Genomic DNA, 22,730 nt, shown 5'->3' with positions numbered 1-22,730 from the left:
GCTCGCTCAGAACGCCAGCGTGACGTCGACCGGCTGGCCGACCTCGACGCGCTGGCCCTCGCCGGCCAGCAGGATGTTGTTCATGCCGAAGCAGACGGCGCCGTCCACTTCCGGCTTGGCCCGGTAGCCTTGCAGGATGTCGAGCGGATCGGGACCGAATTCGCCCGTCTCCTGGTCGATCGACGGCATCGGGCAGCGCGGGCATGGCTTGACGGGTTTCAGTACCGCTTCGCCCAGCTGGAACGTCTCGACGTAATCCTCCTCGAACGCCTCGATGCCGTCCACCACGAGATTCGGGCGGAAGCGATTCATCGGCAGCGCCGCGCGGCCCGCCTTTTGCAGCTTGCCGTTCAGGTCGCGCAGCGATTCGGCGCCGATGACCAGCACCGGATAGCCGTCCGAAAACAGGGTCGGCGCCTCGACGCCGCCCGTCCACTTCGGGTTCGCCAGGCGCTGCGCATCGGCATGGAAGCGCACCAGGCGGCACGGCACGCCCAGGTAATTGCTGAACCAGGCCGCCGTCAGCGCATCGCAGTCATAGGCCTTGAGGCGCTCCTCCCACACGTCCACGTCGATAGTGACCGCATCGCGCGGGTCGGGCAATCCAAGCGGAATCTCGAGGCGCAGCATGCCGGGCGCGCGCAGCTCCAGCGTATCGGCCTTCAGGCGCGGCACGATCAGGGCCATCTTCGGGTGTTCGCGTTGGGTCAGGCACTGGCCGTTGGCATCCACGACCATCCATTCGCGGTCGTAGATCTGGTCCGTCATCAGGCCGGCACGGGTCAGCGTGGCCGCGCGCAGGGAGATGCCCGCGCAGGACTTGATGGGATAGAGGGTGAGTTCGGACAGTGTCGCCATGAAGATGCCGCCGTATGGATGCCTGGACCCGCAGTATGGCAGCAAAGCGGCGGCCAGTAAATCCGGGCGGGCCGGATGACCCGACTCGTGGGCGGCGGCGGGCCGGGATACCCCGGCCCAGGATCGGCGACGGGCCGGGGTATCCCGGCCCGTGGCGGCGTCAGCCTTCCGGCTTGGCCTTGGGCTTGCGCGGCAGGCGGCTGCGCGCGGGGGCCTTGTGGGTACCCGGCTTTTTCGACCGCTTCTGGGCGGCAGTGCCTTCCGGCGTATCGGCCGCTGCCGACGTGTCGTCGCCCTGCGTGTCGCCAGCGGCTTCGACGGCCGGGGCCTCCTCGGCAGCAGGCGCCGGTGCGGCCTGCGCCGCGGGGACCTGCGCCAGCGCGGCCTCGACCGCCTCGGCGGCGTCGGCCGCCGCCTTGGCGACCTTGCTGGTGCGGGCCGGCTTCTTGGCTGCCGGCTTGCGCGCGCGCTTGGCCGGCGCCGCCGGGACCTCGGCCGGCTCCTGCGCATCCGCCGGCAGCGCTGGCGGCACGTTGTCCGCCAGCGCTGCCTGTTCGGCCGTCGTGCCCTGCTCCGTTTCCGGTACCAGTTCGTGCAGCGCTTCCTCGGCCGACCGCACCAGGGCCGCATAGTCGGCCGCAGCCGACTCCAGGCCTGCCGCCATCTCCTGGGTTTCCAGTTCGCTCAGCGGTGCGCCGGCCTGCTCGGCCGATTCGGCCGGCTCGGCCGCGCCGCCACGGCGGTTGCGACCGCCCCGGTTGCCGCGGCCACGACGGCCTTCGCGTGCCTCGCGGGCTTCGCGGCTGTCGCGCGATTCGCGCGGCTCGCGGGCCTCGCCGGCATCGGCCTGCACCTGCTCGCCCGCCTGTTCCGTTTCGCTCGCCACGTCGGCCGTCACCCCGGGTGCCGGCAGCGTGCTGCTGCGGTACACGTAGGCGCCCGATTTTTCATCGCGGCCGAATTCCAGCAGGCCGCGCGCCTTCATTTCTTCCAGCAGGTTGCCGAACGTGCGGAAGCCGTAGAACGACTCGCTGAAGTCCGGCTTGCGGCGCTTGATCGCTTCCTTCAGCACCGATGCCCAGATCTTGCCGCTGTCGCCGCGCTCGGCCACCAGGGCGTCGAACGTCTCGTAGGCGATGTCCACGGCCTGGTTGCGGCGCTTGTCCATTTCCTCGCGCTTGCGCTTCTCTTCTTCCGGCGAACGCTTGGGCGGCTGCTCGCGCGAGTCGCGCTTGGCCATGCGCCGGCTCTCGCGCACCAGGTCGTCGTAGAAGATGAATTCGTCGCAATTGGCGACCAGCAGGTCGGAGGTGGAATCCTTGACGCCCACGCCGATCACCTTCTTGGCGTTCTCGCGCAGCTTCGACACCAGCGGCGAGAAGTCGGAGTCGCCCGAGATGATCACGAACGTGTTGACGTGCGCCTTGGTGTAGCACAGGTCGAGCGCGTCGACGACCATGCGGATGTCGGCCGAGTTCTTGCCCGACATGCGCACGTGGGGGATTTCGATCAGCTCGAAGTTGGCCTCGTGCATGGGGCCCTTGAAGCCCTTGTAGCGATCCCAGTCGCAGTATGCCTTCTTGACCACGATGCTACCCTTGAGCAGGAGGCGCTCGAGTACGGGCTTGATGTCGAATTTTTCGTAGTTCGCGTCGCGCACGCCGAGTGCGACGTTCTCGAAGTCGCAGAACAGCGCCATGCTGACATTGTCGTTGGATGAAGCCATGGGTCTCTAGGTAGCAGTGAACCAGCCGATTATACAGGCAGCATTGGCTGGGACCCCGCGCTGGTGTATTCTGCGCAATCCCAGCTCAACCGGAGACCACGATGACGCGAGCGCTCGCCTGCTCCACCCTTGCGGCTGCCGCCGTGCTGTTGTCCCTGCCGCTGTCCGGCCACGCCGCCGAGCCACCGGCGGTTGCCGCGCCCGCGTCCGACGCGGCGTTCGTCCGCCAGGTCAACGCCTTCGTCGACGGCTGGCACGACGACGCGGCCCACACGCGGCCGGCCTACTTCGACAAGATCGCGCCGCACGGCGTCTACATCGGTACCGACAAGAGCGAGATCTGGACGCGCGACCAGTTCAAGGCCTGGGCCCGGCCGTTCTGGGAGCGCAAGAAGGCCTGGGCCTTCACGGCGCAGAAGCGCAATGTGTATTACTCGCCCGACCGGCGCTACGTGTGGTTCGACGAACAGCTGACCACGCAGATGGGCACCTGCCAGGCCAGCGGCGTGCTGCGCAATACGGGCGATGGCTTCCTCATCGAGCACTACCAGCTTTCGATGGCCGTGCCGAACGCGCTCAACGCTGGCTTCGCCAAGGCGATCGCCGAGTACGAAGGCAAGGCGCCAAAGTAAATGGCGCGCATCCTCTTCATCCACCAGAACTTCCCGGGCCAGTTCCGCCACCTGGCGCCGGCGCTGGCCGCGGATGGCCACGAAGTCGTGGCGCTGGGGATGACGGACAAAGGCGAGCCGCTGCCGGGCGTGCGCTACCTGCGCCACCAGGTGCACGTGCCGGCCGAGGCCCACCGGCAATTGCCGCAGCTGAAGGACCTGTACGGCAAGCTGCTGCGCGGCGAGTCCAGCGCGGCCGAGCTGGCGCGGCTGAAGGCGGACGGCTTCACGCCCGATATCGTGTTCGTCCATCCGGGCTGGGGCGAAGGCCTGTTCGTGCGCGATGTGTTCCCGCGCGCGAAACTGCTGGTGTACGCCGAATACTATTACCAGAGCGAAGGCGGCGATACCCACTTCGATCCGGAATTTTCCGCCCCGCCGGGACTGGCCAGCCTGCAGCGCATGCGGTTGCGTAACACGCACCTGCTGCACGCGATGTCGGCCGCCGACGCGGGGGTGTCGCCCACGCTGTTCCAGCGCGACCGGCACCCCGCGTGGTTCCGCGAACGCATCCGCGTCATCCATGACGGCATCGACACCGCGCGCTTCCGCCCCAACCCGGAGGCCCGCGTCAGCCTGGCCGGTGCCCGCGTCACGCTCAAGCCGGGCGACGAAGTGGTGACGTTCGTCGCGCGCCAGCTGGAACCCTACCGCGGCTACCACACCTTCATGCGCGCGCTGCCCACGCTGCAGCGCCTGCGGCCGAACGCCCGCATCGTCATCGTGGGATCGGACGGCACCAGCTACGGCGCCGCGCCGCCGCCGGGCCAGACATGGAAGACGATCTTCCGCGACGAGGTGGCGGCGCGGCTGGACATGCGCCGCGTGCACTTCGTCGGCCGCCTGCCGCACGAGCTGTTGACGCAGCTGATGCAGGTCTCCGCCGTGTACACCTACCTGACGTACCCGTTCGTGCTGTCGTGGTCCCTGATGGAGGCGATGAGCGCCGGCTGCCTGATCGTCGGTTCACGCACGGCGCCCGTTGAAGAAGTCATCCGGCATGGCGAGAACGGCCTGCTGACGGACTTCTTCGACCACGAGGCGCTGGCGGCGGCGATCGCCGATGCGCTGGAGCGCCGCGCCAGCCTGGCGCACCTGCGCGAAGCGGCGCGCCGGACCGTCGTCGACGGCTACGACCTGCAGCGCATCTGCCTGCCGGCGCAGAAGCGCTTCGTGCTCGAGTAGCTGCTCAAGCCGGCGCGAGTTCGTAACTCGTGCTCCGGCCGCCGGCGCCGGAGCGCCGCAGCACGCCCAGCGCGACCAGTTCCGTGATGTCGCGCAGCGCCGTGTCGGACGAGCACTTCGCCAGCGCCGCCCATTTGCCGCTGGTGAGTTTCCCTTCGAAGCCGTCGAGCAGGCGGTTCAGCACCCGCACCTGGCGTTCGTTCAACGCGGCGCCGTGCAGGCGCTGCCACAGCCGCGCCCTGGTCAGCACCATGTCCACCGTGCCGTGCGCCGCCGCCACGGCCTGCTCCAGCATGCGCAGGAACCACAGCAGCCAGGCCGTGACGTCCAGCGTTCCCTTCTGGGTGCGCTCGAGGATGTCGTAGTACGCGTCGCGTTCGCGCTGGATCTGCGCCGACAGGCTGTAGAAGCGTTGCGGGCTGCCGTCCGCACGGGCCAGCAGCAGGTCGCCGATGGTGCGGGCGATGCGGCCGTTGCCGTCATCGAACGGGTGCAGCGTGACGAACCACAGGTGGCCCAGGCCGGCCCGGAGCAGCGCCGGTTCGGCCGGCTCCGGCGTTTCGATCCAGGCCAGGAACCTGGCCAGTTCGGCCGGCAGATGCGCGGCCGGCGGCGCCTCGAAATGCACGGTCTGCCGTCCCACGGGACCGGAGACGACCTGCATGGGCCCCTCCGCATCCTGGCGCCAGCGGCCCGTGTCGATCCGGCTGAGGCCCGACCACCCGGTCGGAAACAGGGCGGCATGCCAGCCGAACAGCCGCTCGGCGGTCAGCGGCTGGGGGCTGTTGGCGGTGGCATCCAGCATCATTGCCACGACGCCCTCGACGTTACGGTCGACCGGCGCGAGCGAGCCGATGTCCACGCCCAGCCGGCGCGCGAGCGAGGAACGCACGGCGGCGACGTTCAGGCGTTCGCCCTCGATTTCACTGGTTTTCAGCACGTCGTCGGTCAAGGCCGACAGGCTGGCCTGGTCGCGCAGCCCCAGCCCGACGTCGGCCAGGCGCCCCAGCAGCACGCCCTGCGCCCGGCTGACGCGCGCCATCGGCTCGGCCAGGGCCGCCAGGTCATAGCGCCAGTCCGGCCAGTCGGGAGATTCCCAGATGTAACGATAATCGCCGCAGTCCATGCGGCGATTATGACACGGAATCGCCGCACAGGCCGCACATTCGCCGCAAGCAGTGCGGCGATTAGCACAGTATTCGCCGCAGGAGGTCGAAAAAAAAGCCGCGTCGAGACGCGGCTTCCGTGACATCGGAAAAATCAGACGTTGAACAGGAAGTTCAGCACATCGCCATCCTTGACGACATACTCCTTGCCCTCGGCGCGCATCTTGCCCGCTTCCTTGGCGCCCGCTTCGCCCTTGTAGGCGATGAAGTCGTCGAAGGCGATGGTCTGGGCGCGGATGAAGCCACGTTCGAAGTCGGTGTGGATGACGCCCGCGGCTTGCGGTGCCGTGTCGCCCACGTGGATCGTCCAGGCGCGCACTTCCTTGACGCCGGCCGTGAAGTAGGTCTGCAGGCCCAGCAGCTTGAAGCCGGCGCGGATCAGGCGGTCCAGGCCCGGCTCGTCCATGCCCATGTCGGCCAGGAAGGCCGTCTTGTCCTCGTCTTCCAGGTCGGCGATTTCCGCTTCGATCGCGGCGCAGATGGCGACGATCGGGGCGTTCTGTTCCTTGGCGTAGGCGGTCAGCTGGTCCAGCAGCGGGTTGTCGGTGAAGCCGCTGTCGGACACGTTGGCCACGTACATGGCCGGCTTCGCGGTGATCAGGCACAGCGGCTTGATGATCTCCATGTCGTCCTGCGACAGGCCCAGCGCGCGCACGGGCTTGGCGTCGTTCAGGGCCGGCATGATCTTCTCCAGCAGCGCGACCAGCTTGGCCGCGTCCTTGTCGCCGGAACGGGCCTTCTTGTTCTCGCGGTGGATCGCCTTCTCGACGGTGCCCATGTCGGCCAGCGCCAGCTCGGTCTGGATGACGGCGATGTCGTCCAGCGGGCTGACCTTGCCGGCCACGTGGATCACGTTCTCGTCCTCGAAGCAGCGCACCACGTTGACGATGGCATCCGTTTCGCGGATGTGCGCGAGGAACTGGTTGCCCAGGCCTTCGCCCTGCGACGCACCGGCGACCAGGCCCGCGATATCGACGAACTCGACGATGGCGTTGACGATGCGTTCAGGCTTGACGATTTCCGCCAGCTGCTTCAGGCGCGGATCGGGCACCTCGACGACGCCCACGTTCGGTTCGATCGTGCAGAACGGGTAGTTCTCGGCCGGGATGCCGGCCTTCGTCAGCGCGTTGAAAAGGGTGGACTTGCCGACGTTGGGCAGGCCGACGATGCCGCATTTGAGACTCATGGAATTCCTTGTGAAATGTGAATGCCGCCGCCGGGCGCGAACGCAGGGGCCGGTAATACGCGCATTATAGCGCCCGCCGGGCCCCGATATCCCGTTTGCGCCCCGCCCCAACGGGCAAAAATCATACGGTGGCGACCGGCTCCACCCCGTCCACCCGCACGCAATCGCGCCCCGCATGCTTGGCCGCATACAGCGCCGCATCGGCGCGGCAGATGGTCTCGCCGATGTCCGGCTCTTCCGGCCGGTACTGCGCCACGCCGATCGATACCGTGATGCGCAAGCCCGCCATCCCGGGTGGCGCCGGCTGGGCGGCGATGCGGGCGCGGATGCGTTCGGCCAGTTCGCCGGCGGCACGCAGGGCCGTGTGCGGCAGTGCGACGATGAACTCCTCGCCGCCATAGCGGGCCGCGACGTCGCCCTCGCGCGTCTGCGCCGTCAGCACGGCCGCCAGCAGTCGCAGCACCGCGTCGCCGGCCGGGTGGCCGAAATCGTCGTTGATGCGCTTGAAGTGATCGGCGTCGATGAGCAGCAGCGACAGCGGCGTACCGTGCCGCTTGGCGATGCCCACCATGGCCGTCGCGCTGTCCAGGAAGAAGGCACGGTTGGCCATGCCCGTCAGGCAGTCCGTGATCGCCTTGCGGCGCAGCTCTTCGCTCAGCAGGCGCAGCTCGTCGTTCTGCAGCTCCAGCGCACGGTGCGCCCGCTCCAGCCGGCGGCGCGAGCGCACGCGTTCGCGCGCGCGGCTGCGCCACTGCGCCAGCAGCACGGCCAGCATCAGCAGCAGCGCGATGCCGGCGGCAGCCGTCAACGCCCCCACGCGCGCGATGTCCTCCACGCGCGCCATCGGTATCAGCAGGTTGGCGCTCCATTCCGAATCGGCGATGCGGCGGCGCACGATGAGCCAGGCCGACGTCGCCCCGTCGCTCCCGCGCAGGCTGACGATCTGTCCGCCCGTCGCCAGTTGCCGCCCCGCCGCGGGCGCCAGCGGCGGTTTCAGCACGCCCTCATATTGGCGCGTGCGGTGCAACTGCGCCGCCGCCGCCGCCGTCACGGGCCAGATGGGCCGGTAGTTCCAGTCGGGCCGGGAGCTGAGGAAGGCCACGCCGGCGGCATCCGTGACAAGCATTTCGGCGCTGCTGTCGCCCAGGTCGGGCAGGTGCAGGTCGATCTTGACGACGGCCACGCCCAGCGTCGTGCCGCGCTCCTTGACGCGGTACGCCAGGTAATAACCTGGCTTGCGCGACGTGACGCCCATCGCGAAGAAGCGGGCTTCGCCATCGCGCAACGCATTGGTGAAGTAGGGCCGGAACGCATAGTTGCGTCCCACCAGGCTGTCCGCCGCGTCCCAGTTGCTGGCCGCGATCGTCGTACCGTGCAGGTCCAGCAAATACATCAGCGACGTGCCGGTACGTTCGTTGAGCTGGCGCAGGAAGTGGTTGGCCCCGCGCGCTCGGGTCACATCGCGTGGCGCGCCCAGCGCATCGTTCAGGATGCGGTAGTTGCCCAGCAGGTTGGGCAGGTAGCTGTAGCGCTCCGCGGGCGCCAGCAGCAACGCCGACAGATGCCGCATGCGGCCATCCGCGTTGGCCTGCAGGCGCGCGATCTCGCGCTCCCGGATACCGGTGTACGCCAGCCAGACGATGGCCAGCGACGCCAGCGCCAGCAACGCGAGCAGCGCCAGGCGCAGCAGGATACGCCAGCGCAGCAGGCGCCGGAGGACGACAAGGCCCTTGGGTTTCATGGGATCGGGAGGGCTCAGGCGCTGTGCAGCTCCATCGTCGCCTGTGGCATCCTGCCCGCGACGGCCAGCGGGATGATCTTCAGGCTCTTTTCGATCGCCTCGTCGATCAGCAACTGCTCCTCCCGGCGCGGCCGGTGCAGCACGAAGTCGGCCACGTTCTGCGTCAGGTTCAAGGTGCGCGGGTGGCCGATGCCGATGCGCAGGCGCCAGTAATCCTGCGTGCCCAGCGCCGCCGTGATGTCCTTCAGGCCGTTATGGCCGCCCGACGAACCGCCCTTCTTCAGCTTGGCCGCGCCGGGCGGCAGGTCCAGTTCGTCGTGCACGACGAGGATCTCGTCCGGATTGATCTTGAAGAAGCGCGCCAGCGCGCCGACCGATTGGCCGGAACGGTTCATGTAGGTCTGCGGCTCCAGCAGCCAGACCTCCTGGCCGCCGATCGACGTCTTCGCGGCCAGCGCATTGAAACGGCTTTCGCGCTGCAGGAACGTGCCCGGCAGGCCGCGCGCCAGGTTGTCGACCAGCCAGAAGCCGGCGTTGTGGCGGGTTTGTTCGTATTCGGCACCGGGGTTGCCGAGGCCGACGATCAGGCGGAGGGTCATGGGATGCGCATGGGGGGAAAACCGCGATTATCGCGGAGTTTCAGCGCCCACGCCACCATTGCCGCGCTTCGTACAGCATCATCCCCGCCAGCATCGCCACGGCAAAGAGCCAGGGTGCGCCGTCGTCCATCGTCAGCGACGCCAGCGCGGGCCCGGGGCAGTAGCCGGCCAGGCCCCAGCCGGCGCCGAACATCGCGCTGCCCACGAGCAGGGGCCGGTCGATCCGCTGCGCGGCCGGCAGCTGCAGCGGTGCCCCGGCCAGCGTGGCGCCGCGCCGGCGTGCCACGTAAAAAGCCGGCAGCGCCACCAGCAGCGCGCCGCCCATGACGAAGGCGAGCGACGGGTCCCACGCGCCAGCCACGTCGAGGAACGCGGTGACCTTGGCGGGATCGGTCATGCCGGACAGGATCAGGCCGGTGCCGAACAGCAGGCCCGCCAGCAGGGCGAACAGATTCTGCATGTCAGGCGCCCACCAGGTGGCGCAGCACGAACACGATGACGGCGCCGGCCAGCATGAACGTGGCGGTGGCCGCCAGCGAGCGGGGCGACAGCCGCGCCAGGCCGCAGACGCCATGGCCGCTGGTGCAGCCGGCGCCCAGGCGCGTGCCGAAGCCGACCAGCAGGCCCGCCAGCAGCACCGCTGCGCCGCCCGCCACGGGATGCACGCCGGGCAGCGGGGCGACGCCGCGCCACAGCGGTGCGGCCAATAGCAGGCCGGCCAGGAAGGCAAGGCGCCAGCGCCGGTCCGCGCGCGGCGCGCGCAGCAGGCCGCCGACGATGCCGCTGATGCCGGCGATGCGCCCGTTCAAGAGGATCAGCAGCGCGGCGGCCGCGCCGATCAGCAGGCCGCCGGCCAGCGACGTCCAGGGAGTGAAGTGGAGCCAGTCGATAGTCATGGCCGCCAGTATGAACGAAAAAAAACCCTGCCGCGGCAGGGTTTTTCGTTCCGACCACCGCGTTGCCGCGGCGTTGGGATTACTTCTTCTCTTCGGCAGCCGCGTCGGCGGACACCTGGCCGGCCGGTACCGAAGCGGTAGCGATCGTCAGGTTGTTGCCGTGGGTGATGGCGGTGACGCCTTCCGGCAGCGTCAGGTCGTTGATGTGCAGCGTGGTGCCGACGTCCATTTTCGACAGGTCGACGGAGATGAACTCCGGCAGGGCCGATGGCAGGCACGAGATTTCGATCTCGTTGGCCACGTGGCTGATCGTCGCGCCGTGCAGTTTCACTGCTGGGGAAACGTCGGCGTTTTCGAAGTGCAGTGCCACTTTGACGTGCACTGGCTGGTTCGCGTCGACGCGCTGGAAGTCAGCGTGCAGGACCAGTTGCTTGTATGCGTGCATCTGGAAGTCGCGCAGCAGCACTTTCTGTACTTTGCCGTCGATTTCCAGGTCCAGCACGGAACCGTGGAACGCTTCTTTCTTCAGCGCGTGGTACAGCGCGTTGTGGTCCAGGGCGATCGTCACAGGGGCTTCGGTACCGCCGTAGATGATGCCAGGGGTCTGGCCGGAAATACGCAGGCGGCGGCTCGCACCCGTGCCCTGCAGTTCGCGTTTGAATGCAACAACTTTCATTTGATACTCCAAAAGAGTCGGGGCTCGCGCCCACGGTTATAAAGCCTCCCGCGACCAGGATGGCTTCGAAATCGGCAGTCAGTTGCGACCGCCGGATAAAACATCGGCGGCGCGCCGGTCGAAACCGGCGCGCCGCCTGGATTGCTGATGTTCGGGCGACTTAGTCGACGAACAGGGAGATCACGGAATCGCCCTTGATGATGCGCTTGAACGTCTCTGCCAGCAGCGGTGCGCAGGTCAGTTGACGGATCTTGCCGCAGGCCTTGCCGGCGTCGGACAGCGGAATCGTGTCCGTCACGACCAGTTCGTCCAGCGACGAATTGGTAATGCGGTCGATCGCCGGGCCGGACAGCACCGGGTGCGTGCAATATGCGATGACTTTCTTGGCGCCGCGTTCCTTCAGGACTTCGGCCGCCTTGACCAGCGTACCGGCCGTGTCGACCATGTCGTCCATGATGACGCAGTTGCGGCCTTCCACGTCGCCGATGATGTTCATCACTTCGGAGACGTTGGCTTTCGGACGGCGCTTGTCGATGATCGCCAGGTCGCAGCCAAGGCGCTTGGCCAGCGCGCGGGCACGGACCACGCCGCCGACGTCCGGCGACACGACCAGCAGGTCCTGGTGGTCTTTCTTCTGCAGGTCACCCAGGAGGATCGGCGATGCGTAGATATTGTCGACCGGGATATCGAAGAAGCCCTGGATCTGGTCGGCGTGCAGGTCCATGATCAGGACGCGCTCGACGCCGGCTTCTTCCAGCATGTTGGCGACGACTTTTGCCGAGATGGCCACGCGGGCGGATCGCGGACGGCGATCCTGGCGGGCATAACCAAAGTAAGGGATGGCGGCCGTGATGCGGCCAGCGGATGCGCGTTTCAGGGCATCGACCATCAGGATCAATTCCATCAGGCTGTCGTTGGTCGGCGCGCAGGTCGATTGCAGCACGAAGACGTCTTTACCGCGGACGTTCTCGTTGATTTCGACCATTACTTCGCCGTCCGAGAATTTCGAAACGACCGCTTTGCCAAGGGGGATGCCGAGATTTTTTGCGACCCCTTCTGCCAACGCAGGATTAGCGTTGCCGGTAAAAACCATCAGGTTTTCGTAAGCCATGGGAGTCCCAGGAAGGTAAGCATTGAACTTGAAATACCACCGGATCGAATCCGGCGCGGAATAAAAAAGCCCCAGCTCGGCAGGGGCATTTTTTTATTTTTTTCGGCTGGATGCCTGCGCATCGACAGACCGAAGAAAAGGGTGGCAGGGGAACAAGGATTCGAACCTTGGTATGCCGGAATCAAAATCCGGTGCCTTAACCAGCTTGGCGATTCCCCTACTCTTGACTGACTGCTTTCCGTCAGATGGCGAGCATTATACTGCACTTCCAACGTAAAGCCAAATCTTTTTACGCTTCACAACTTTCGGTGCTTGGCGACATATCCAGCAGCGGATGGCGTTGCAGCGCTTTTGCCTTCCAGCCGTTCCAGGCGCCGGGCACTTTCGCAAGTACCGCATCGGCCTGTTCCTCGCTGTCGAACGCGCAGAACACACAAGCTCCGGAGCCAGTCATCCTGGCATCGCCGTATCCACCCAACCATTCTACCGCCTCTGCTACCGGCGGGAACAAGCGGGTGGCCACCTGTTGCAAATCGTTCCTTCCAAATCCCTGCAAACCGTTTCGTTTTGCGAGGTAGCTGGAAAAGTCCGACATTATGACGAGCGGCGTGTTCCTTGTCAAATGTTCCGACGTAAAAATCTTTGCGGTGGGCACCGCCACGCCCGGCTCGATGACGACGTACCAGCAGGCCGGCACGTCCACGGCCTGCAGCGCCTCGCCCACGCCTTCCGCGAATGCCGTGCGGCCAAACACGAAGAACGGGATGTCGGCGCCCAGCGGCAGCCCCAGGTCCATCAGCTCCTGGCGCGACAGGCCGGCCTGCCACAGCGCGTTCAGCGCCATGAGGGTCGTGGCCGCATCCGACGAGCCGCCACCCAGCCCGCCGCCCATCGGCAGGATCTTGTCGATGGCGATGTCCACGCCAGGCGGGGTGCGGCCCGTGCGGCGGATCGCCTCGGCCCGCAGCTTGTGCGCGGCGCGCACGATCAGGTCCTGCTCCTCCGGCACGCCCGGCACGTCGGTCACGCGGCGGATGGCGTCGTCGTCGCGCAAGGTGAAGTGCAGCACGTCGCCCCGGTCGATCAGCTGGAACACCGTCTGCAGCAGGTGGTAGCCGTCGGCCCGCCGGCCCGTCACGTGCAGGAACAGGTTCAGCTTGGCCGGCGCGGGGCAGTTCAGCAACTGCCTCATGACGCGCTCGCCGCCGGCCGGATCGCGATGCGGATCTCGATTTCCTCGATGTCGCCGCCGGGACCGCGGCGGGCGATGATGCGGCGCGGCTTCGGCGGCGCGCTGCTCTTGCCGATGTCCCCGTCCTGCCAGGCGTCGAACTGCAGTTGCCAGCCGTCCGCCGTCGTCACGTTGCTGTGGGCCGGGCTGGCGGCAAAGCGCTGGCCGCCAGCCGCGGTGGCATAGCCTTGCAGCCAGTCGCGCAGGCCGGACACCGGCAGCGGCCAGCCCAGCGTGCGGGCCGACAGCGTGTCGATATCGGGCGCGCTGCGCGGCGGCTCGTTGCCTTCGCGGTAGGTGGCCTGCTGCGGCGTGACGGTGATGGCGGCGATCTGCTGGCCCAGCGGCGAAGACAGGGTCACGTCCGTGCGCGGCCCCTGCTGCTGCCAGGTGAACTTGCCGGACAGCGACTCGCGCTTGCCTTCCTTGACGTAGTTGACGCTGAGGGAACCTTCCAGCGCCACCGTCTCGCTGTAGGGCGCGACGGCAGCCGTCGACAACGGCCCCGTCGGGGAGGTGGCGCAACCGGCCAGCAGCGCGGTGCCCAGCAGGAGAAGGGAAATCGGGTGCTTCATGTCGTCCTTATAAACTCGTGTTCAGGCGCGCCAGCGTGTCGCGCAGCGCGTCGCTCTTCGGGTCCTTGGCGCGGGCCTCGCGCCACAGCTTCTGTGCCTCCGTGCGCTCGCCCTGCTGCCACAGCACCTCGCCCAGGTGGACGGCGATCTCCGCGTCGTTGCGCAGTGCATAGGCGCGGCGCAAGGTCTGCTCCGCGTCCTTCAGGCGCCCCATGCGGAACTGCACCCAGCCCAGGCTGTCCATGATGTACGGATCGCCGGGCGCCATCGACAGCGCCTTCTCGATCAGCGCATAGGCTTCCTCCAGCCGTTCGCCCCGCTCGGCCAGCGAGTAGCCCAGCGCATTGTAGGCGTGGTGGTTGTCCGGCACGGCCTCCATCACCTTGCGCAAGGCCGCCTCCATCTCTTCCGGCTTGCCCTGCTTCTCGGCCGCCAGCGCGAAGTCGTACAGCAGGTCCGGGCTGTCGGGGAAGCGCTTGACGGCCTGCGCCAGCAGCGCGTAGGCCTCGGCGCCGCGGCCGGCGTCGCGCAGCAGCTGTCCTTCCGTCTGCGCCACCTCGGCCTGTTCGGCCGGGTCCATGGCGGGGATGGCGCGCAGTTGCTTGAGCGCGCCTTCCAGGTCGCCCTTCTTCGACGTCAGGTGGGCGCGCTTGAGCTGTGCCGTCAGGGACAGGCGCGGGTCGGTGCTGTCGATCTTGGCCAGCCACGCCAACGCGCCATCGATGTCGCCGCGCTCTTCCGCGATCTGCGACAGCAGCATCAGCGCCTTCGCCCCGCCGCCCTCTTGCTCGCCCTCGCCGTCATCCTTGCCGTCATCCCTGCTCCGCACCAGGTCGACGTGGCGGCGCAGGTACTGCTCGGCCGCCTGCGGGTCGTTGGCCTGTACCGAGATGATGCCCAGCGCGTACAGCGTGGCGGGATTGTCCGGCTGCTCCTTCAGGATCGCCTCGAACTGGGCGCGCGCCTTGTCGTAGCGTTTCTGCTCCACCAGCAGCCGGGCATACGCCGCCCGCACTTCGCGCGCGCCGGGATTGTTCGCCAGGAAGCCGCCGAACAGCTGGCCCACCGCGTCGACGTCGCCCAGCACCTGCGCCAGCGTCAGCACGGCCAGCTCGGAGTCCGGCTTCAATTCGAGGGCGCGCCGGGCCTCGCGCAGCGAGCGCTCCTTGTCGTCGGCGGCAAAGGCGCCCTGCGCCAGCACCAGGTGGCTTTCCATCATGCCGGCATACGGCGCCAGCACGCGCTCCATCAGCGCGAACGCGGCGGCCTTGTCCTTTGCCCGCAGCAGATACTGCTGCATCTGGAACATGACGAGGCCGCGCGCGTGCGCCGGCGCGCCGTTCAGGCGCTGCGCGAACACCTGCTCGGACTCCGTCAGGTCGTCGCCCAGCACGGAAAAGCCCAGGAAATACTGCACGGCGTCGTCCGACTCCGGCGCCAGCTCGCGCCACAGCCGGATCGCCGCCAGGGCCTCGTTGCCCTGCTTGGCCGCCAGCGCCATCTCGGCGGAGCGGCGCGCCAGGCGCGGGTCGCGGGTCTGCTGCGCCAGCACCATCATGCTGACGTACGCGCCTTGCCATTGGCCGCGCTTGAAATCGAGCTCGGCCTTCGTCAGTTTATAGAACAGGTCGCTCGTCAGCTCGACGGCCGGCAGCTTGTTGTCCGGCTCGCCGTCCGGCTCGCCATCCGGCTTGGTTGCCGCGGCAACGGCCGTGGCGGCGGTGTCCGGCGGCGACAGCGCGGATTCGGGCTCCGGTGCGGCCGCCTGTTTTTGTGGCGCAACAGCGCAAGCGGACAGCAGGGCCGACAGCGTTACAATGGCGAATGCGTTTTTCAAGGGTGATCCTGCAAAGTCGGGCTCGATCCCTGATTTTACGCCCAACGCACCGCTTGCGACATTTGCACGTGTAACAGATGCTTACCAGAAGCATCGCAGACGAAGTCATCCATGCCAGAACTGCCAGAAGTTGAAGTGACCCGGCGCGGCGTCGCGCCCCATATCGAAGGCCGTGCCGTGCGCGACGTCGTGCTGCGGCGGGCAGGCCTGCGCTGGCCCTTCCCCGCCTGCCTGCCCGAGGTGCTGGCCGACCGCACCGTCGTGACAACGGGCCGGCGCGGCAAGTACCTCCTTGTCGAGTTCGAACACGGCACGCTGATCATCCACCTCGGCATGTCGGGCCACCTGCGCGTGCTGCCGCCGGGCGTGCCGCCGGAGAAACACGATCATTTCGACTTGGTCGTCGAGGGCGCGGAGGGCCGCCAGGTGCTGCGCATGACGGACCCGCGCCGCTTCGGCGCCGTGCTGTGGCACCCGAAGGACGACGGCGACGTCGATGCCCACCTGCTGCTGCGCGGCCTGGGCGTGGAGCCGCTGGGCCCGGACTTAACGGGTGAGCTGCTGTACCGCCAGACGCGCGGGCGCAGCGCCGCCATCAAGCAGGTGCTGCTGGCGGGCGACATCGTCGTCGGCGTCGGCAATATCTACTGCTCGGAAAGCCTGTTCCGCGCCGGCATCAATCCGAAGACGCCGGCCGGGCGCATCGGCCGGGCGCGCTATGACAAGCTGGCGCAGGCCATCCGCGACGTGCTGGCCGAGGCCATCGTCCAGGGCGGCAGCACGCTGCGCGACTTCATCAGCGTGAACGGCCAGTCGGGCTACTTCCAGCAATCGTACTTCGTGTACGACCGCACCGGCGTGCCGTGCCGCGTGTGCGCCACGCCGGTGCGCCAGATCAAGCAGGGCCAGCGCTCCACTTTCTATTGCAGCAAGTGCCAAACATAAGGCGGGACACATGGTCAGGGATCTCGAACAGTACAGCGCATGGCGGCAGGGCGTGGTGGCGGCACTGCAGGACTACCGCGCCTGGGTGGCCGCCGCCGGTCTGCTGGACGGCGCCACCGAGCAGCGCCTCGCCGCCACGCTGGCGCGCCTGGCCGACGACAAGCTGTCGGTGGCCTTCGTCGCCGAGTTCTCGCGCGGGAAGTCGGAGCTGATCAACGCGATCTTCTTTGCCGGCTACGGCCAGCGCATCCTGCCGTCGGCGGCGGGCCGCACGACCATGTGTCCCACCGAGCTGTCGTACGATCCGGCCCAGCCGCCGTCGATCCGGCTGCTGCCGATCGAGACGCGCGCGGCCAACCTGTCCACCAGCGACTACCGCGACGACCTGCGCGCCTGGACGGTGCTGCCGCTGAACGTGGACGCGGCCGACGAGATGCACGAGGTGTTCCGCCAGGTCAGCCAGACGCGCCTCGTCACCGTCGAGGAGGCGCAGCGCTACGGCCTGTACGACCCGGAAGACCCCGATCTGCCCGTCACGCTGAGCGACGACGGCATGGTGGAGATCTCGCGCTGGCGCCATGCGATCATCAACTTCCCCCATCCGCTGCTGCAGCAGGGCCTCGTCATCCTCGACACGCCCGGCCTGAACGCCATCGGCACGGAGCCGGAGCTGACGCTGAACCTGATTCCGCATGCCCACGCGGTGCTGTTCATCCTGGCCGCCGACACGGGCGTGACGAAAAGCGATATCGAAGTCTGGCGCGAGCACATCGGCGCGGGCGCCGGCCGCCTCGTCGTGCTGAACAAGATCGACGGCATGTGGGACGCGCTGCGCTCGGATGCGGCGGTGGACGGCGAGATCGGGCGCCAGCAGGAGCACGTGGCGCACCTGCTGGGCGTGCCCGCGCGTCAGGTGTTTCCCGTCTCGGCGCACAAGGCGCTGGTGGCCAAGATCACGGACGATGCCGACCTGCTCGAGCGCAGCCGCATCCACGCGCTGGAGGCGGCCTTGTTCCAGGAGCTGATCCCGGCCAAGCAGGAGATCGTGCGGCGCCGCCTGGCCGACGACCTGGCCTCGCTGAACGCGGCGCAGCAGGCGCTGCTGGCGGCGCGCATGCGCGGCATCAATGAACAGCTGCACGAGCTGCGCAGCCTGCGCGGCAAGAACCAGAACGTCATCGCGCTGATGATGCGCCGGGTCGACGCGGAGAAGAAGGAGTTCGACGCCAGCCTGTTCCGCCTGCAGGCCACCCGCGCGGTGTTCACGCGCCTGTCCACGGAGCTGTATGGCACCCTCGGCATGGACGTGCTGCGCGACCACGTGCTGCACGTGCGCGACGCGATGGGCCGCAGCCGCTTCTCGACCGGCATGCGCGACGCCGTGCGCGTGTTCTTCGACAGCGTGCAGGCCGAGCTGGAAGCCTCGGAGCGCAAGGTCGCCGAGATTCGCGACATGATGGAAGTCATGTACCGCAAGTTCGCCGGCGAGCATGGCCTTGCCATCACGCCGCCGCTGCCGTTCTCGCTGGCGAAGTACCGCAGCGAGGTGTCGGAGGTGGAGGCGATCTACCAGAAGCAGTTCGGCACCGCCACCCTCCTGATGACGAGCCGGGTCGTGCTGATCGAGCGCTTCTTCGACACCATCGCCTCGCAGGTCAAGCGCTGCCTCAAGGCCGCCAACGCGGATGCGGAAGGCTGGCTGAAGCACATCATGACGCCGCTCGAGGCGCAGATCCGCCAGCACAAGGACCAGCTGAAGCACCGCCAGGCATCGATCCAGCGCATCCACGACGCGACCGATTCGCTGGAACAGAAAATCGAAGCGTTCGAGGCCGGCCAGGCCGCGCTGGAGCAGCAGAAGGCCCGCCTGGCCGAGCTGGCCGCCGCCATTGGCCATGCCGTCGACGCCCAACGTATCGCCGCCGCGGCCTGAGCGCCGCCGACTATTGAAAGATCACCTTGCTGTACCAAGAAATCGACGCAACCTTGCACGACCCCACGTTCGCCCAAACCCTGATCGGCTGGCAGAAGCAGCACGGCCGCCACGCGCTGCCCTGGCAGAACACGCGCGACGCCTACCGCATCTGGCTTTCCGAGATCATGCTGCAGCAGACGCAAGTCGCGGCGGTGCTGGGCTACTACGCCCGCTTCCTGGAGCGCTTCCCCACCGTGCACGACCTGGCTGCGGCGCCCGTCGAGGACGTCATGGCACAGTGGAGCGGCCTCGGTTACTACACCCGCGCGCGCAACCTGCACAAATGCGCCCAGCGCATCGTGGCCGAATACGGCGGCGCGTTCCCATCCGACCCGGCCCTGCTGGCCGAGCTGCCCGGCATCGGCCGCTCCACGGCGGCGGCGATTGCCGCGTTCTCCGCCGGCACGCGCGCCGCCATCATGGACGGCAACGTCAAGCGTGTGTTCGCCCGCGTGTTCGGCATCGACACCTATCCGGGCGAGCGCCGTACGGAGGAAGCGATGTGGCGCCGTGCCGAGGCCCTGCTGCCGGGCGAAGGCATCGAATCGTACACGCAAGGCCTGATGGACATGGGCGCCACCTTGTGCACCCACAGCAGCCCCGATTGCGCCCGCTGCCCGCTGCAGCCGCGCTGCGTGGCCCACGCCACGAACCGCGTCAAGGAGCTCCCCGTGCGCAAGCCAAAGAAGGCGACGCCGGAGAAATACGCGGCCATGCTGCTGGTGGTGCACGGCGGCCAGGTGCTGCTGGAGCAGCGCCCCGCCAGCGGCATCTGGGGCGGCTTATTGTCGCTGCCTGAAGTGGACGGCCATGTGGCGCTGGACGGCGACGAGATCGAGATCGACGACGACGCGGTAGCGCGCGCCGTGCAACCGTTCGGCGTGGCCGAAGCGCGCGAGCGGCTGCTGCCGGTCATGCATGGCTTCACGCATTATAAGCTGCACATCGTGCCGCTGCTGGTCACGCTGGCGCAGCGCGCGCCGCTGGCGGGCGAAGGCCGTTACACATGGCTGGAGATCGGGGACATCGGCCAGGCGGCATTGCCCGCACCGATCAAGAAACTGCTGCTGGAGCTGCTGGGGAACCGGGCCGACGCACAGGCCCGGATGTTCTAGAGGAATTTGCCGGCCGTGAAGGCGACGGCCGCCAGCGAGACGGACGTGGCGAAGAACCAGCGCACCACGCGGCTTTCCGTCTCGGCCAGCGTGGCATCGAGGCGGCCGAAGCGGTCCAGCAGTTTCAGCTCCACCCGGACGAGGTCTTCCTTCGTGCAATAGTTGGAGACGAGCACGGCAACGTCGCGCTCGATCACGGCAAAGCGGCGCTCGTTGCCGTTGTTGCCGCTATTGCCGCTATTGCCGTGGTTGCCGTTGCCAGGGCTGCCGCCGTGGCACCGAGTCTTCGCATCGGATTCCATGGTCTCTTCGCTCATGACAGTCTCCTTGCCTGATAACTCATCGTCGGCCACGAAAGCCCTCGCGTCAAGCGAAACACTACCTCAGCTTGCTACGAATCAGAGTTCTTCCAGCGAATACAAACGGCTGTGCTCGCGAATGGCGTAGCGGTCCGTCATGCCGGCGATGTAGTCGGCAATCCGCCGTGCCTGCTTCGTCGCATCGCCGCCCGTTTCGCGGTAATCTGGCGGCAGCAGTTGCGGGTCCTGCGTGAACGCGTCGTACAGTTCGCGCACGATGCGGCTGGCCTTCAGGCGCATGCGGTTGACCTTGTAGTGGCGGTACAGGTTCTCGCGCAGGAAGCGTTTCAGCTCCGTCGCGTCCTGGCGCATCGGGTCGGAAAAACGGATCAGCGGCGGGCCGGCCCTTACCTCGTCGATGCTGCGCGGCGCCACGTCGGCGATACGCTGCTGGGACGTGGCGATCAGGTCGTCCGCCAGCGCCGTGATCAGGCGGCGCAGCGTCTCGTAGATCGCGCGGCGCCCCGTCAGGCCCGGGAACGCGCCCTGCACCTCGCGCCACAGGCGGCCGAAGAAGTCGACCTGCTCCATCTGCGCGATCGTGATGAGGCCGGAGCGCAGGCCGTCGTCGATGTCGTGGCTGTTGTACGCGATCTCGTCGGCCAGGTTGGTCAGCTGCGCTTCCAGCGACGGCTGCGTCTTGTCGAGGAAGCGTTGCGCCACGTCGCCCAGCAGCCGCGCGTTGTTGACGGAGCAGTGCTTGAGGATGCCTTCGCGCGTCTCGAACATCAGGTTCAGGCCGTCGAATGCGCCGTATTGCTCTTCCAGGTAGTCCACCACGCGCAGGCTTTGCAGGTTGTGCTCGAAGCCGCCGTGCCCTGCCATGCATTCGTTCAGCACGTCCTGGCCCACGTGGCCGAACGGCGTGTGACCCAGGTCGTGTGCCAGCGCGATCGCCTCCACCAGGTCTTCGTTCAGGCGCAGGTTGCGGGCGATCGAGCGGCCGATCTGGGCCACTTCCAGGCTGTGCGTCAGCCGGGTGCGGAACAGATCGCCCTCGTGGTTCAGGAACACCTGCGTCTTGTATTCGAGCCGGCGGAATGCCGTCGAATGGATGATGCGGTCGCGGTCGCGCTGGAACTGGCTGCGCGACGCATGCGGGGTTTCGTCATAGCGACGGCCGCGCCCCTGTTCCGAGTGCGCGGCGTAGGGAGCGAGCGCGTCTTCCATGATCACTCCACGCAGGCGGCGATGGTGTCGAGCAGCGCCTCCTGCGGCGCGCTCGTGACCAGGGCCGTGCCCAGGGGTTTCAGCAGGATGAACTTGATGGCGCCGCCTTCGTTCTTCTTGTCCACTTCCATCAGCTCCAGCCAGCGCGCCGTGCCCAGGTCGGGCGCCTTGACGGGCAGCCCGGCTGCCGCCACCAGCGAGCGCAGGCGATCCACCGTGTCCGCGTCGATAAAGCCCAGGCGCTGCGACAGCTCGGCCGCCATCACCATGCCGCAGCCGACGGCTTCGCCATGCAGCCAGTGGCCATAGCCCATGCCGGCCTCGATGGCATGGCCGAACGTGTGGCCGAAGTTCAGGATGGCGCGCAGGCCGCCCTCGCGCTCGTCCTGGCGCACGATATCGGCCTTGATCTCGCACGAGCGCGCGATCGCATAGGCCAGCGCGGCGCGGTCGCGCGCGACCAGCTTCTCGATATTGGCTTCGATCCAGTCGAAGAAGGCGCTGTCGATGATGGCGCCGTGCTTGATCACTTCGGCCAGGCCGGCCGCCAGCTCGCGCTGGGGCAGCGTCTCCAGCGTCGACGTATCGGCCACCACGACCTTCGGCTGGTAGAACGCCCCGATCATGTTCTTGCCCAGCGGGTGGTTGATGCCCGTCTTGCCGCCCACCGACGAATCGACCTGCGACAGCAACGTGGTCGGCACCTGGATGAAGTCGACGCCGCGCATGTACGAGGCGGCGGCAAAGCCCGTCAGGTCGCCGATGACGCCGCCGCCCAGCGCGACCAGGGTCGTCTTGCGGTCGCATTTGTTGGCCAGCAGCGCATCGAAGATCTGCATCAGGCTGGCCCAGTCCTTGTGCTCTTCGCCATCCTCCAGCACGACGGCGATGACTTCCTTGCCGGCGGCGACGAGCGGCGCGCGGATGCGCTCCAGGTACAGGGGCGCGACGGTGGTATTGGTGACGATGGCGACCTTGCGGCCGTTGACGTGGCGCGCCAGCAGGTCCGGGTCGTCCAGCACGGCGGGGCCGATCGAGATGGGGTAGCTGCGCTCGCCCAGTTCGACATGGAGAAGGATATTGGTCTGTTCGTTCATCGAAGGTTGTGCATGCGTCGTGCAGTTGGGCGCGGCCTGGCAGGCCCGCGCATCGAGCTGGTTGATGATGATCTGGACCATCGATTGTACGTTAGGTCGGCCCGTGTCGACGACGAGGTGCGCCATCTCCAGGTACAGCGGCTCGCGCTGGGCCAGCAGTTCCTCCAGCTTCGCGCGTGGATCGGCGGTCTGCAACAGGGGGCGGTTCTTGTCGTGGCTGGTGCGGGCCAGGATGCTGCCGATGCTGGCCCGCAGGTAGACGACGGTGCCGCGCTGCTGCAGCAAGGCGCGGCTGTCGGGGTTCAGGATGGCGCCGCCGCCGGTGGCCAACACGATGCCTTCCTGGCCGCACAGGTCGCGGATCACCTCCGCTTCGCGGCGGCGGAAGCTGCCCTCGCCCTCGATCTCGAAAATCCACGGAATCGTGGCACCCGTGCGGGCCTCGATCTCGTGATCGGAGTCGACGAAACGCATGCCCAGCTTGCGGGCGAGCATGCGACCGATCGTCGTCTTGCCCGCTCCCATCAGCCCTACCAAAAATACATTCCCCATCGAGTTCCGTCTCGCCAATGTGTCACAGTCGTGTCATTGTAATCCGAGCGGCGCCGGGC

The 22,730-nt window shown here is 67.5% G+C and carries 21 protein-coding genes and 1 tRNA gene; 5 read left to right on the top strand and 17 right to left on the bottom strand.

Annotated elements, in window-relative coordinates:
* Positions 1-6 precede the first annotated feature (6 nt).
* Both PX653_RS24620 and PX653_RS24615 read right to left on the bottom strand, forming a co-directional pair.
* Positions 7-858: an MOSC domain-containing protein gene (locus tag PX653_RS24620; RefSeq protein WP_277415279.1), complete on the bottom strand. Its 852-nt coding sequence runs from the start codon at positions 856-858 to the stop codon at positions 7-9.
* A gap of 160 nt (positions 859-1,018) precedes the next feature.
* Positions 1,019-2,584: an NYN domain-containing protein gene (locus PX653_RS24615; protein WP_277415278.1), complete on the bottom strand. Its 1,566-nt coding sequence runs from the start codon at positions 2,582-2,584 to the stop codon at positions 1,019-1,021.
* A 101-nt stretch (positions 2,585-2,685) separates the two neighbouring features.
* Between PX653_RS24615 and PX653_RS24610 the strand changes: the two genes are divergently transcribed.
* Positions 2,686-3,216: a nuclear transport factor 2 family protein gene (locus PX653_RS24610; RefSeq protein WP_277415277.1), complete on the top strand. Its 531-nt coding sequence runs from the start codon at positions 2,686-2,688 to the stop codon at positions 3,214-3,216.
* On the top strand, positions 3,217-4,440 hold the full coding sequence (locus tag PX653_RS24605; protein ID WP_277415276.1) for a glycosyltransferase: 1,224 nt from the start codon (positions 3,217-3,219) through the stop codon (positions 4,438-4,440).
* 4 nt (positions 4,441-4,444) lie between these two features.
* Here the strand turns inward: PX653_RS24605 and PX653_RS24600 are convergent, their stop codons facing one another.
* From PX653_RS24600 to PX653_RS24545, 12 genes are all read right to left on the bottom strand, one after another.
* The gene (locus PX653_RS24600) at positions 4,445-5,566 is read right to left on the bottom strand and encodes a Fic family protein (protein WP_277415275.1); all 1,122 of its coding nucleotides are present in this window, start codon (positions 5,564-5,566) and stop codon (positions 4,445-4,447) included.
* A 134-nt stretch (positions 5,567-5,700) separates the two neighbouring features.
* Positions 5,701-6,792, bottom strand: a complete 1,092-nt coding sequence (ychF, locus tag PX653_RS24595; protein ID WP_277415274.1) for a redox-regulated ATPase YchF — start codon at positions 6,790-6,792, stop codon at positions 5,701-5,703.
* A gap of 121 nt (positions 6,793-6,913) precedes the next feature.
* On the bottom strand, positions 6,914-8,533 hold the full coding sequence (locus tag PX653_RS24590; RefSeq protein ID WP_277415273.1) for a sensor domain-containing diguanylate cyclase: 1,620 nt from the start codon (positions 8,531-8,533) through the stop codon (positions 6,914-6,916).
* Positions 8,534-8,547: 14 nt separating this feature from the next.
* On the bottom strand, positions 8,548-9,132 hold the full coding sequence (gene pth / locus PX653_RS24585) for an aminoacyl-tRNA hydrolase (RefSeq protein WP_277415272.1): 585 nt from the start codon (positions 9,130-9,132) through the stop codon (positions 8,548-8,550).
* 40 nt (positions 9,133-9,172) lie between these two features.
* The gene (locus PX653_RS24580; protein WP_277415271.1) at positions 9,173-9,592 is read right to left on the bottom strand and encodes a YeeE/YedE family protein; all 420 of its coding nucleotides are present in this window, start codon (positions 9,590-9,592) and stop codon (positions 9,173-9,175) included.
* A 1-nt stretch (position 9,593) separates the two neighbouring features.
* Complete coding sequence (locus PX653_RS24575) at positions 9,594-10,028, bottom strand: YeeE/YedE family protein (protein ID WP_277415270.1); 435 nt, start codon at positions 10,026-10,028, stop codon at positions 9,594-9,596.
* Between the two features lie 79 nt (positions 10,029-10,107).
* The gene (locus PX653_RS24570; protein ID WP_277415269.1) at positions 10,108-10,704 is read right to left on the bottom strand and encodes a 50S ribosomal protein L25/general stress protein Ctc; all 597 of its coding nucleotides are present in this window, start codon (positions 10,702-10,704) and stop codon (positions 10,108-10,110) included.
* Between the two features lie 160 nt (positions 10,705-10,864).
* Positions 10,865-11,815 (bottom strand): ribose-phosphate pyrophosphokinase, encoded by a 951-nt coding sequence (locus tag PX653_RS24565; protein WP_137315776.1) that lies wholly within the window; start codon positions 11,813-11,815, stop codon positions 10,865-10,867.
* Positions 11,816-11,957: 142 nt separating this feature from the next.
* Positions 11,958-12,034, bottom strand: a tRNA-Gln gene (locus PX653_RS24560).
* Positions 12,035-12,104: 70 nt separating this feature from the next.
* Positions 12,105-13,007 carry a 4-(cytidine 5'-diphospho)-2-C-methyl-D-erythritol kinase gene (ispE, locus tag PX653_RS24555; RefSeq protein WP_277415268.1) on the bottom strand — a complete coding sequence of 301 codons (903 nt, stop codon included), beginning with the start codon at positions 13,005-13,007 and terminating at the stop codon, positions 12,105-12,107.
* Positions 13,004-13,621: an outer membrane lipoprotein LolB gene (locus PX653_RS24550; RefSeq protein ID WP_277415267.1), complete on the bottom strand. Its 618-nt coding sequence runs from the start codon at positions 13,619-13,621 to the stop codon at positions 13,004-13,006. The genes ispE and PX653_RS24550 overlap by 4 nt, the downstream gene beginning before the upstream one ends.
* 7 nt (positions 13,622-13,628) lie before the next feature.
* On the bottom strand, positions 13,629-15,458 hold the full coding sequence (locus tag PX653_RS24545) for a tetratricopeptide repeat protein (RefSeq protein WP_277415266.1): 1,830 nt from the start codon (positions 15,456-15,458) through the stop codon (positions 13,629-13,631).
* Positions 15,459-15,569: 111 nt separating this feature from the next.
* On the opposite strand from PX653_RS24545, the gene mutM reads away from it, so the two are divergent.
* Genes mutM through mutY form a run of 3 tightly spaced genes read left to right on the top strand, consistent with a single transcriptional unit; the run spans position 15,570 to position 19,493 of the window.
* The gene (gene mutM / locus PX653_RS24540; protein ID WP_277415265.1) at positions 15,570-16,403 is read left to right on the top strand and encodes a bifunctional DNA-formamidopyrimidine glycosylase/DNA-(apurinic or apyrimidinic site) lyase; all 834 of its coding nucleotides are present in this window, start codon (positions 15,570-15,572) and stop codon (positions 16,401-16,403) included.
* Between the two features lie 10 nt (positions 16,404-16,413).
* Entirely contained in the window at positions 16,414-18,336 is a 1,923-nt protein-coding gene (locus PX653_RS24535) for a dynamin family protein (RefSeq protein WP_277415264.1), read from the top strand.
* Between the two features lie 29 nt (positions 18,337-18,365).
* Entirely contained in the window at positions 18,366-19,493 is a 1,128-nt protein-coding gene (mutY, locus tag PX653_RS24530) for an A/G-specific adenine glycosylase (RefSeq protein ID WP_277418652.1), read from the top strand.
* Here mutY and PX653_RS24525 read toward each other — a convergent pair.
* From PX653_RS24525 to aroKB, 3 genes are all read right to left on the bottom strand, one after another.
* Positions 19,490-19,810 carry a hypothetical protein gene (locus PX653_RS24525; RefSeq protein ID WP_277415263.1) on the bottom strand — a complete coding sequence of 107 codons (321 nt, stop codon included), beginning with the start codon at positions 19,808-19,810 and terminating at the stop codon, positions 19,490-19,492. The genes mutY and PX653_RS24525 overlap by 4 nt on opposite strands.
* Before the next feature lie 81 nt (positions 19,811-19,891).
* Positions 19,892-21,022: a deoxyguanosinetriphosphate triphosphohydrolase gene (locus PX653_RS24520; protein ID WP_277415262.1), complete on the bottom strand. Its 1,131-nt coding sequence runs from the start codon at positions 21,020-21,022 to the stop codon at positions 19,892-19,894.
* A 2-nt stretch (positions 21,023-21,024) separates the two neighbouring features.
* Positions 21,025-22,644 carry a bifunctional shikimate kinase/3-dehydroquinate synthase AroKB gene (gene aroKB, locus PX653_RS24515; protein WP_371876484.1) on the bottom strand — a complete coding sequence of 540 codons (1,620 nt, stop codon included), beginning with the start codon at positions 22,642-22,644 and terminating at the stop codon, positions 21,025-21,027.
* Positions 22,645-22,730 lie beyond the last annotated feature (86 nt).

This window comes from Pseudoduganella chitinolytica, from assembly GCF_029028125.1.
GTDB lineage: Bacteria > Pseudomonadota > Gammaproteobacteria > Burkholderiales > Burkholderiaceae_D > Rugamonas > Rugamonas chitinolytica.
Note: the sequence above shows the minus strand (reverse complement) of the source record. Positions and strands in the feature narration are given on the sequence as shown.